General features: G+C 64.7%; 10 protein-coding genes. 2 read left to right on the plus strand and 8 right to left on the minus strand.

The annotated features are described in order from the left end of the window. Window positions 1-94 precede the first annotated feature (94 nt). The 8 genes from argH to argC all read right to left on the minus strand — a co-directional run bounded on the left by argH (window position 95) and on the right by argC (window position 8824). The gene (gene argH / locus AC3ANQ_RS15155) at window positions 95-1516 is read right to left on the minus strand and encodes an argininosuccinate lyase (RefSeq protein ID WP_488301800.1); all 1422 of its coding nucleotides are present in this window, start codon (window positions 1514-1516) and stop codon (window positions 95-97) included. Continuing rightward, entirely contained in the window at window positions 1513-2718 is a 1206-nt protein-coding gene (locus tag AC3ANQ_RS15160; protein ID WP_265978315.1) for an argininosuccinate synthase, read from the minus strand. The genes argH and AC3ANQ_RS15160 overlap by 4 nt, the downstream gene beginning before the upstream one ends. An 89-nt stretch (window positions 2719-2807) precedes the next feature. Then, a complete protein-coding gene (locus AC3ANQ_RS15165) occupies window positions 2808-3344 on the minus strand; it encodes an arginine repressor (RefSeq protein WP_488301801.1) in 537 nt (178 codons plus the stop codon). Further along, window positions 3344-4363 carry an ornithine carbamoyltransferase gene (gene argF / locus AC3ANQ_RS15170; protein ID WP_488301802.1) on the minus strand — a complete coding sequence of 340 codons (1020 nt, stop codon included), beginning with the start codon at window positions 4361-4363 and terminating at the stop codon, window positions 3344-3346. Before argF ends, AC3ANQ_RS15165 begins: the two co-directional genes overlap by 1 nt. Beyond that, window positions 4360-5676: an acetylornithine transaminase gene (locus tag AC3ANQ_RS15175; protein ID WP_488301803.1), complete on the minus strand. Its 1317-nt coding sequence runs from the start codon at window positions 5674-5676 to the stop codon at window positions 4360-4362. The genes argF and AC3ANQ_RS15175 overlap by 4 nt, the downstream gene beginning before the upstream one ends. Next, window positions 5673-6617 carry an acetylglutamate kinase gene (gene argB / locus AC3ANQ_RS15180; protein WP_488301804.1) on the minus strand — a complete coding sequence of 315 codons (945 nt, stop codon included), beginning with the start codon at window positions 6615-6617 and terminating at the stop codon, window positions 5673-5675. The genes AC3ANQ_RS15175 and argB overlap by 4 nt, the downstream gene beginning before the upstream one ends. 12 nt (window positions 6618-6629) lie before the next feature. Next, window positions 6630-7796 (minus strand): bifunctional glutamate N-acetyltransferase/amino-acid acetyltransferase ArgJ, encoded by a 1167-nt coding sequence (gene argJ / locus AC3ANQ_RS15185; protein WP_488301805.1) that lies wholly within the window; start codon window positions 7794-7796, stop codon window positions 6630-6632. Continuing rightward, on the minus strand, window positions 7793-8824 hold the full coding sequence (argC, locus tag AC3ANQ_RS15190; RefSeq protein ID WP_488301806.1) for an N-acetyl-gamma-glutamyl-phosphate reductase: 1032 nt from the start codon (window positions 8822-8824) through the stop codon (window positions 7793-7795). Before argC ends, argJ begins: the two co-directional genes overlap by 4 nt. Window positions 8825-9011: 187 nt before the next feature. Here argC and AC3ANQ_RS15195 point away from each other — a divergent pair, with 187 nt between their 5' ends. Together AC3ANQ_RS15195 and AC3ANQ_RS15200 are read left to right on the plus strand one after the other, a co-directional pair. Next, on the plus strand, window positions 9012-10100 hold the full coding sequence (locus AC3ANQ_RS15195; RefSeq protein WP_488301807.1) for a fatty acid desaturase family protein: 1089 nt from the start codon (window positions 9012-9014) through the stop codon (window positions 10098-10100). Window positions 10101-10234: 134 nt separating this feature from the next. Next, complete coding sequence (locus AC3ANQ_RS15200) at window positions 10235-11200, plus strand: quinone oxidoreductase family protein (protein ID WP_488301808.1); 966 nt, start codon at window positions 10235-10237, stop codon at window positions 11198-11200. The last annotated feature ends 74 nt before the right edge of the window (window positions 11201-11274 follow it).

Consider the following 11274-nt stretch of genomic DNA (forward strand, 5'->3'; position numbering starts at 1 on the left):
CCCTCAGCTTTGGCGTGAAAATCACCGACGCTCCTGCACTTGCTGAAGGAGCGTTGGCGGAAATCATGCCAAAGCTGAGGGAGCGTCCGGGACGCTAGCCCGCGTACTCGCGCACGCGGTCGAGTTCAGCCTCGAGCGCCGTCAGTTGGCGTTCGACGGCGGCCGGTGCCGTTCCGCCCTGCGAGTTGCGGCTGTTGAGCGAACCTTCGGTGCTAAGCACGGAGCGGACCTCGGGAGTCAAGTGCTCCGAAATGCTCGCGTACTCCTCGTCGGTCAAGTCCCAGAGCTCAACGCTGCGTCCTTCGGCCAGCTTCACCGCTGCACCGGAGAGCTCGTGGGCTTCCCGGAACGGCACGCCCTGGCGGACAAGCCACTCGGCGATGTCAGTGGCCAGCGCGAAGCCCTGCGGTGCCAGGGATGCCATGCGCTCGGCGTTGAAGGTGAGCGTCGCGATCATGCCGGAGACTGCAGGGAGCAGCACCTCCAAGGTGTCCGCGGCGTCGAAGACCGGTTCCTTGTCTTCCTGCAGATCGCGGTTGTACGCGAGCGGCAGGCCCTTGAGCGTCGCCAACAGGCCGGCCAGGTTGCCGATGAGGCGCCCTGCCTTGCCGCGGGCGAGTTCGGCAACGTCCGGGTTCTTCTTCTGCGGCATGATCGAAGACCCCGTGGAGTACGAATCATGCAGCGTCACGAAGGAGAACTCCTTGGTGGCCCACAGAATGACTTCCTCGGAGACCCTCGACAAATCGATGCCGATCATCGAGCAGATCCACGCGAACTCGGCGAAGACATCGCGCGAGGCGGTGCCGTCGATCGAGTTGTGCACCGCCGAGAAGAAGCCGAGGTCCGCAGCGACGGCCTCGGGATCCAGGCCCAGCGAGGAACCCGCCAAGGCACCGGAACCGTAAGGCGAGATGCCGGCCCTCTTGTCCCAGTCCTGGAACCGCTGCACATCGCGCAGCAGGGCCCAGGCGTGGGCCAGCAGGTGGTGGCTCAGCAGGACGGGCTGGGCGTGCTGCAAGTGGGTCCGGCCAGGCATGGCAACGCCCCGGTGGGCCTTGGCCTGCTCCACGAGGGCATCGATCGTGGCGAGCACGCCGCGGGCAACGATGCGGGCGTGGTCGCGCAGGAACATGCGGCCCAACGTGGCCACTTGGTCGTTGCGCGAACGCCCTGCCCGGAGCTTGCCGCCCAAGTGGGTTCCAGCCCGCTCGATGAGTCCGCGTTCCAGGGAACCGTGGACGTCCTCGTCGGATTCGGCAGGCTGGTAGGCGCCGCTCGCGACGTCGTCATCCAGCAGGGTCAGCGCTGCGAGCATGCCTTCGAGTTCGCCGTCGTCCAGCAGTCCCGCTTTGTGCAGCACGCGCGCATGCGCCTTGGAACCGGCGATGTCGTAGCGGGCCAGCCGCCAGTCAAAATGCGTGGACTTGCTCAGTGCGGCAAGGGCATCTGCGGGGCCACCGGCGAACCGGCCACCCCACAGAGCGCCTTCATTTGTCCCCGAACGCTCCATCATTGGCCTGACACGCGCAGGTCGCGGCCTGCGGCAACCTTGGAGGACATGCCCCACAGTTCGATGAAGCCCTTGGCCTGCGACTGGTCGAAGGTATCGCCGGTGTCGTACGTGGCGAGGTCGAAGTCATAGAGCGAGGTTTCCGAGCGGCGGCCGTTGACGATGGCCTGGCCACCGTGCAGGACCATGCGGATGTCGCCGGAAACGTAGCGCTGGGTGTCCTCGATGAAGGCGTCCAGGGAACGCTTGAGCGGGGAGAACCACTGACCGTCGTAGACCAGCTCGGACCAGCGCTGGCCTACAGTGGCCTTGAAGCGGGCCTGCTCGCGCTCGATGGTGACGTCTTCGAGGTGCTTGTGCGCGGTGATAAGGGCCATTGCCCCCGGAGCTTCGTAGATTTCGCGGGACTTGATGCCAACAAGGCGATCCTCAACCACGTCGATCCGGCCGACGCCCTGGGCACCGGCGCGGCGGTTCAGTTCCTGGATGACCTGGAGCGGAGTGCGCTTGACGCCGTCGACAGCCACGGGCACGCCGGCTTCGAAGGTGATGGTGACCTCGTCCGGTGCCGGCGGGAACTCCGGGGTGGCCGTGTAGTCGTAGATGTCCTTGGTGGGAGCGTTCCAGATGTCCTCGAGGTAGCCGGTCTCGACGGCGCGTCCCCAGACGTTCTGGTCGATCGAGTACGGGTTCTTCTTGGTGGTCTCGATCGGCAGTCCCTTTTCCTCGGCGAAGGCAATGGCCTTGTCGCGGGTCAGGGCGAGGTCGCGCACGGGGGCGATGCACTTCAGGTCCGGGCCGAGGGTCTGGATGCCCACCTCGAAGCGGACCTGGTCGTTGCCCTTGCCGGTGCAGCCGTGCGCCACGGTGGTGGCACCGAATTCACGGGCGGCCTTGACCAGGTGCTTGACGATCACCGGGCGGGAGATGGCCGAGACCAGCGGGTAGTGGCCCTGGTAGAGGGCGTTGGCCTTCAGCGTGGGCATGGCGTATTCGTTCGCGAACTCGTCGCGGGCGTCGGCCACGTAGGCCTCGACGGCGCCGCAGCCGAGGGCACGCTGGCGGATGGTCTCCAGCGACTCGCCGCCCTGTCCGACGTCGACCGCCACGGCGATGACCTCGGCACCGGTGGCTTCACCGATCCAGCCGATGGCTACGGAAGTATCAAGGCCACCGGAGTAGGCCAGAACAATGCGCTCAGTCACGAGAGTGCTCCTTTATTGTTGCTTGGTTCTTTTGAGTCAAATGCTTGGGACCGACCCGAAGGCCGGAATGGTTCAGTTACTGGGCCGGGTTAGTTTCCCGGTCCGGCTTCCTGGGCCAGTTGGAGGAACCGGGCTGCCAATTCGGCCCCGCCGTCGGGATCCCTGGCAACCAAAAGCAAGGTGTCGTCGCCTGCGATCGTACCCAATACAGACGGCATCACCGAGTGGTCGATGGCCAGGGCCAGGAAGTTGGCGGCACCTGGCGGCGTCCGCAGCACCACGATATTGCCAGAAGCCTCCGCGGTGACCAGCAGTTCCCCGCAAAGCCGCGACAGACGCGCGTCCAGGATTTCCTGGGTGACACCGCTCTTGGCGTTGCGGTCGCCACCCTCGCCGGGCACCGCGTAGACCAGTGCGCCGTCCTTGCCGCGCACGCGCACCGCCCCCAGTTCCACCAGGTCCCTGGAGAGGGTCGCCTGGGTGACCTGGACGCCGCCGTCCGCCAGAAGGGCCGCGAGCTCTGCCTGCGAGCGCACGGACTCACCCGTCAGGATCGCGGTGATCCGCGCCTGCCGGGCAGTCTTGGTGGCGGGGCTGGCGCCATGCGACGCCGGATGGGTGGACACTAGAACGTGTTCTCCGCAGCGCCTTTTCCAAGAGAAACAGCGCCTTCAACGGGGGAAAGCCCGTCGACGAATGCGAGTCCCGATCTGTGCATGAGCCAGGCCATGAGCGCCTTCTGGGCGTGCAAGCGGTTCTCGGCTTCGTCCCAGACGATGGACTGTGGCCCGTCGATAACGCCTGCAGAGATTTCGTAGCCGCGGTAGGCGGGCAGGCAATGAAGCACGACGGCGTCCGGTGCGGCTAGCTCCATGGCAGCCTCGTCCACGGAGTACTCGCGGAAGAGCTGCATCCGGGCTTCCTTTTCGGCTTCCTGCCCCATGGACACCCACGTGTCTGTGGCGACGACGTCGGCCCCCCGAAGGGCTTCTGCGGCGTCAGTGGTGATGAGCACGGAACCACCGGTCTCTGCGGCCCGTTCCTCGGCTGCAGCAACGATGTCAGCGGCTGGCAGATAGCCTTCCGGCCCCGAGATCCGGACGTGCATCCCCGCCGTGACGCCCGCAAGGAGGTACGAGTTGGCCATGTTGTTCGCGGCGTCGCCGAGGTAGGCCATGGTGAGTCCGGCAAGTTCGCCCTTGTGCTCCTTGACCGCCAGGAGGTCCGCCAGAAGCTGGCACGGGTGGTAATCGTCGCAGAGAGCGTTGATGACGGGAACCTTGGAGTTCTCGGCCATCGCCACGAGGCCGGAGTGCGCGCCGGTGCGCCAGACGATGGTCGATACCATGCGTTCGAGTACCTTCGCGGTGTCCTCAACGGACTCCTTGTGGCCGATCTGCGCCTCGCCCGGATTGATGATGAGCGCGTTGCCGCCCATGTCCGCGATGCCGGTGGCAAAGGAGACCCGGGTTCGGGTGGAGGTCTTGTCGAAGATGACGGCGACGGTCTTGCGTCCGTTGCCGTCCGCTGCGAACGGTTGGACGCTGTACGGTGCGGCCTTCATCCGGACTGCGAGCTCTAGCACCTCGGCTTGCTCGGCCGGTGTGAGGTCCGTGTCCTTGAGGAAGTGACGGGTGGTATTCACTGTGCGTCCTTAGCGGTCAGGGGTGCAGCGGTCAGGGGTGCAGCGGTCTGGGCAGCTGCCGCCCGGATGATGCCCGGCAGCGCCTCGAGGAAACGGTCGGCTTGTTCCGTCGTCAGGATGAGTGGCGGAGCCAGCCGGATGGTGCGCGGGCCGGGGCTGTTGATGATGAAACCGGCGTCGAGCGCTGCGGTCACCATGGCGGGCGCGATCTCGGCGTCGAGATCGAAACCGATCAGGAGGCCTTCTCCGCGGACTTCCGTGACGCCGTCGACCTCGGACAGGCCGGCACGCAGCCGGGCGCCGACGGTGAGCACGTTTTCCAGTACGCCCTGGCTTTCGATGGCATGCAAGGTGGCGAGGGCGGCGGCCGTGGCCACCGGGTTCCCGCCGAACGTGGTGCCGTGCTGGCCGGCTGTCAGGAGCGACGATGTCCGCTCACCGAAGGTGATGAGTGCACCAACCGGGAAGCCGCCGCCCAGGCCCTTTGCGAGGGTCACGGCGTCGGGGACGATTCCGGCGTCTTCACTGGCCAGCCACTTGCCGGTGCGCCCGATGCCGGTCTGGACCTCGTCCAGGATCAGCAGCGCGCCAGCAGCGGTGGTGGCTTCGCGGGCCGCGCGAAGGTATTCGACGCTGAGCGGGCGGACGCCCGCCTCGCCTTGGATAGGCTCGAGGAACACGGCCGCCGTCGTTTCGTCGACAGCGGCGCGGAGGGCTTCGATGTCGCCGAACGGGATGTGGACCACGCCGCCAGGCAAGGGTTCGAAGGGCGCCCGGTAGGCTTCCTTGGCGGTCAGGGCCAAGGCACCCATCGTGCGGCCGTGGAAGGCGCCTTCGAGGGCGATGATCTTGGTGCGCTTGGCTGATTTTGCACCGGCCGGCGCTCCACTGTTTCGCCGAGCCAGCTTGAACGCGGCCTCATTGGCTTCGGTCCCGGAATTGGCGAAAAATACCTTGGAACCAGCAGGAGCGCTCGTGATGGACAGGAGCTTCTCAGCGAGCGCGATCTGCGTGGGGCTCGTGAAGAAGTTGGAGACGTGCCCCAGCGTGGCGAGCTGGCTGGAGATGACCGACGTGACGAAGGGGTGGGCGTGGCCAAGGGCGTTGACGGCAATGCCGCCCAGGAGGTCGAGGTATTCCTTGCCGTCGGCGTCCCACACAAGGGCCCCTGCACCACGGACCAAAACACGCTGCGGGGTGCCGAAGACGCCCATAAGCGAAGAAGAGTAGCGCGCCAGCCAGTCCGATCCCGTGCTGTGCCCAGCTATAGCGTCTGCAGGCGTTTCGACCAGTTCTGCTTCGTTGGCGTTCATGAGTTCACTTCCTCGTCGGGGACAACCTGGGTTCCGATGCCCGCGGTCGTAAAGGTTTCCAGGAGCATGGAGTGCGGCAAGCGGCCATCCACGATGTGCGCCCGTTCCACTCCTTCATCAATGGCCTTCAGGCAGGCCGCCATTTTGGGGATCATGCCGGACTCCAGCCGCGGCAACATCTCCCGCAGTTCCGTGGCCGTCAGCGAAGAGATGAGCGAGGACTTGTCCGGCCAGTTGGCATAGAGTCCCTCGACGTCGGTCAGGATAACGAGCTTTGACGCGCCCAGCGCAGAGGCGACTGCGGCTGCAGCCGTGTCCGCGTTGACGTTGAGGACCTGGCCAGTGGTGGAGCCTGTGCCGTCCCCTTCGTCAATGATCTCGGGGGCAACCGTGGAAATCACCGGGATGCGGCCGGCGTCGAGGATGTCCTCGATACCCGTGGGATCAACGCCCACAACCTCGCCCACCAAGCCGAGGTCTACTTCCTCGCCATCCACCACGGTGCCGGTGCGCACGGCGCGCAACAGACCGCCGTCTTCACCGGACATGCCGACTGCATAGGGTCCATGGGAGTTGATAAGACCAACGAGTTCGCGTCCCACTTGTCCGGTGAGCACCATGCGGACTACCTCCATGGCCTCGGGAGTGGTGACGCGCAGGCCGCCCTTGAATTCGGATTCAATGCCGAGCCTGCTGAGCATCGAATTGATTTGCGGGCCGCCACCGTGCACCACGACGGGGTGGATACCCACGTGGTGCAGGAAGACGATGTCCTCGGCGAAGGCACGGCGGAGTTCCTCGTTGACCATGGCGTTTCCGCCGTACTTGATCACCATGGTGGTGCCGGCGAAGCGCTGGATCCAGGGCAACGCCTCAATCAGGGTCGCCGCCTTGTCCTGGGCATCACTCATGGACGTGTTTTCGCGGGTGTGCGCAGTCATGGTCATCCCCGTCTAGCTCGAGTAGGCGCTGTTCTCGTGCACGTAGTCGTGCGTGAGGTCGTTGGTCCAGATAGTGGCCTCCGCGTCGCCTGCCTGCAGGTCGATTTCCACAAGTACCTCGCGGGGCTCAAGATCCACGAGGTTGCGGTCGTCGCCGATGCCGCCGTTACGGCAGATCTGGATGCCGTTCATGGAGACGTTGAGCTGGTCCGGTTCGAAGACGGCGTCCGTGGTGCCCACCGAGGACAGGACCCGGCCCCAGTTCGGGTCCTTGCCGAAGATGGCGGTCTTGAAAAGGTTGGAGCGGGCCACGGAACGGCTGACGACTTCGGCGTCACGTTCGCTCGCCGCGTTGAACGTACGGATGGCAATGTCGTGGCTGGCACCTTCGGCGTCGCCGATCAGCTTGCGGGCAAGTTCGGCACACACCTGAGTGATGCCGGAACCAAGCTGTTCAGCCGATGGGATGGCCTCGGAGGCCCCGGAGGCCAGCAAGACGACGGTGTCGTTGGTGGACATGCAGCCGTCCGAGTCCGTCCGGTCAAAGGTGACGCGCGTGGCGTCGCGGAGCACGACGTCGAGCTCTTCCGCCGGGACCTGGGCATCCGTGGTGAGTACCACCAGCATTGTCGCGAGGCCCGGCGCCAGCATGCCGGCACCCTTCGCGATGCCCCCGACAGTGAAGGTCTTGCCTTCGGCGTCGGCGCCGGTGAAGACAGCCTCCTTGGCAACGCTGTCCGTAGTCATGATCGCCGTAGCGGCGGCAAAGCCGCCGTCGTCGGAAAGCTCCGCAAAAGCTGCGTCAATGCCCGGGATGATCTTGTCCATGGGCAGTTGCTCACCGATGAGGCCGGTGGAGCAGACCACGACGTCGGAGGCGGAGATCCCGAGGACATCCGCCACTTTTTCTGCGGTTGCGTGCGTATTTTGGAATCCCTGTGGCCCGGTGCAGGCGTTTGCCCCGCCGGAATTCAGCACCACCGCATCCACTCGCCCGTCGGAGACCACTTGGCGGGACCAATGCACGGGAGCCGCGGCCACGCGGTTGGAGGTGAAAACGGCTGCTGCCGCTTTGAGCGGGCCGTCGTTGACAACCAAGGCGAGGTCAGGATTGCCCGACGCCTTGATGCCTGCTTTGACGCCGGCGGCCCGGAATCCCTGGGGGGCGGTGATGGTCACGGTGCAACTCCTTGGACGTTGAGGCCTGCGGATTCGTCCAGGCCGAGGGCGATATTCATGGACTGCACAGCGCCGCCGGCGGTCCCCTTGGTCAGATTGTCGATGGCGCACGTGACAATCACGCGGCCGGAGTGTTCGTCGAAAGCCAACTGTATGACTGCATGATTGGAACCCTGCACCGACTTGGTGGTTGGCCACTGGCCTTCAGGAAGCAGGTGGACGAACGGTTCGTCGTCGTAGGCTTCGGCCCAGGTGCTGCGGAGTTCGGCTGCGGTGACGCCTGCCTTGACCTTGGCCGTTGCCGTGCTCAGGATGCCGCGGCTCATGGGCGCAAGGGTGGGAGTGAAGGACACGGTGACTTGTTCACCGGCGGCATTGGAAAGCCCCTGCTCGATCTCAGGCGTGTGGCGGTGGCCGCCGCCCACACCGTAGGGACTCATGGAGCCCATGACTTCGGAGCCGATGAGGTTGACCTTGGCCGCCTTGCCGGCACCCGAGGTGCCGGAGGCCGACACAATCACGACGTCGTCCGGCCGGAGAAGCTTGTTGGCAAAGCCGGGTGTGAGGGCGAGAAGGGCCGACGTCGGGTAGCACCCGGGTACCGCAATGCGCTTGGCGCCTTTGAGGGCTTCACGCTGGCCGGGGAGTTCCGGCAGCCCATACGGCCAGGTGCCCGCATGGGCCGAACCGTAGAACTTTTCCCACGCCAGGGAGTCTTCGAGCCGGTGGTCCGCGCCGGCGTCGATCACAAGCGTGCCTTCCGGCAGTTGCGCGGCGATCCCGGCGGAGGCTCCGTGCGGAAGCGCCAGGAACACGACATCGTGGCCGGCGAGGTTCTCCACGCTGGTATCTTCGAGAATCCGGGTGGCCAAACCATGGAGATGCGGCTGCAACTCCCCTAGTCTGGAACCGGCATTGCTGTGCGCGGTGATGGCACCGATAGTGACGTCCGGATGGCCAGCCAAGAGGCGCAACACCTCACCACCGGCGTAGCCGCTGGCACCGGAGACGGCAACAGAAATAGTCATGGTAAGGACTATACAGTAAAGATATTCATGGTTGCCAATATTTATGCACGCCTTTTCCGGGGCCTCCGATGCCGGATCGTCCCGGCACAGCTGGTTTGGGGGCGTATGCTGAATAGAGGGTGATCTAGACCGTGCAGCCGATCGTCGGTTGCATCGTTGCCCGTTATTGTTACGGGGCAAACTGCATATGTCACCGACCTCCACCACGGAACGTCCCACTAGGAGCGTCCGCCAGCCAAATGCTGTCGTGCTCAGCTATTCCGAACTCCTCAAGACGGTCCGCGCGGAAGGGCTTTTGAAGCGCCGCGTTGGCTTCTATGTCAGCATTTTTGTGGCACTGGTCCTCTTGCTGACCGGCACCTGGTTTGGCTTCGCGCTGATCGGCCCCAGCTGGTACCAACTCCTCATCGCCGCAGCCCTGGGCATCCTCTGCACCCAGTTGAGTTTCCTGGCCCATGAGGCCGGTCACTGTCAGATTTTTGCCTCCCGCAGGGCCAATGACTGGTCCGCCCGCATCCTTGCCACTTCGGTTGCCGGCATCAGTTACTCCTGGTGGGAGCAGAAGCACGGCGCACACCACAACCACCCCAACGTGATTTCCAAAGACCCGGACATCAAGACCGGAGCCTTGGCTTTCCACGTTGAAGCCGCTGCCGGCAGGCAAGGACGCTTCGCGTTCCTCACCCGCAGGCAAGGCTGGTTCTTCTTCCCGCTCCTCATGTTGCTGGGCATCAGCCTGCAGTGGGAGTCCCTGATGTACATCCTTCGGCCCGGCGCCATCAAGCACCGCTGGGTGGAGACCCCCATCCTTCTGGCACGGCTCCTCGCACTCCCGGCCCTCGCCTTCACCTTCCTCCCAATGGGCATGGCCTTCGCCTTCCTGGGCGTCCAGATCATGGTGTACGGCTTCTACATGGGCGCTTCCTTCGCTCCCAACCACAAGGGCATGCCGGTCCTGCCTACCGACTCCCGCGTCGATTTCCTGCGTCGCCAGATCCTGACTGCCAGGAACATCTCCGGAGGACCCTTCATGAACATCCTGCTGGGCGGACTCAACCACCAGGCCGAACACCATCTGTTCCCGGACATGGCACGCCCCCACCTGCGCCGCGCCTCGGAGATCGTTCGAAGCTACTGCGAAGAGCACTCCATTTCTTATACCGAAACCACGCTGATGCAGTCATACGGAATCGTCGTGCGCTACCTCAATGAGGTGGGACTCGCCGCAGGCCGCGGCTTTGACTGCCCGGTGGCTTCCGCGCACGGCAGAGGCTGACACTCGGAGGACCACAGGGGCACATTACGGCGAAACACGGGCCTGTGCCCCTGAGTGGACGCTCGCCGGACTCCGCTCCCTAGGATGGTTGTGTGAATGCGGGCGCGAAAGTGCCTCGACGGAGAAGGAGACCCATGACTCATGCGATCATCGCCCGGCAAGCCGGAGGACCCGAAGTCCTCGAACTCACCGAAGCAGAGGTTCCGGCCCCGGGCCCACGTCAGTTGCTCGTCAAGGTCGCAGCCGCCGGGGTGAACTTCATTGACACTTATCAGCGTGGCGGCATCTACAAAGTTGAATACCCGTTCACTCCCGGCTCTGAGTCGGCAGGCACTGTTGAGGCCATCGGCTCGGACGTCGCGGACTTCGCCGTTGGAGACAGGGTGGCCACGGCTGAAGGATCGCGCAGCTACGCCGGGTACACCCTCGTAGATGCCGACAAGGCGCTTCCGGTGCCGGACGGCGTCGACGACCACGCAGCGGCCGCTCTTCCGCTGCAGGGAATGACCGCGCACTACCTGATCAACTCTTCCTTCCGCGTGGAACCGGGCCACACCGTCTTGACCCATGCAGGTGCCGGCGGCGTGGGGCTCATCCTGACGCAATTGCTCAAGGCCCGCGGCGCCCGTGTCATCACCACTGTCTCCTCGGACGAGAAGGAAGTCCTTTCGCGGGAAGCCGGCGCAGACGAGGTCCTGCGTTACACCGGATTTGCGGACAAGGTCCGCGAGCTCACGGACGGCGAAGGGGTCAACGTGGTGTACGACGGCGTCGGCAAGGATACTTTTGACGGTTCCCTTGCGAGCCTGCGAATCCGCGGCTCGCTTGTCCTGTTCGGGGCAGCTTCCGGGCCGGTGCCTCCCTTTGACCCCCAACGGCTGAACGCGGGCGGATCGTTGTCCCTGACACGCCCGACCCTTGGCCACTTCCTCCAGAACCCGCAGGAACGGCGTTGGCGCTCGGCCGAGGTCTTCAGCGCAGCCGCCAGCGGCGAGCTCAAAGTCCGGATAGGCGGGACGTACCCTCTCGCCGAAGCGGCCCAGGCCCACCGCGACTTGGAAGCCCGCAAGACCACGGGCAAGCTACTGTTGGTCCCATAATCAAAGGAACGGCACACAGTCTTTTCAATTAACACTGTCTTTTCAATTAACGGTGTCTTTTCAATTAACATTGG

Source organism: Arthrobacter sp. DMZ02-1R, assembly GCF_057747935.1.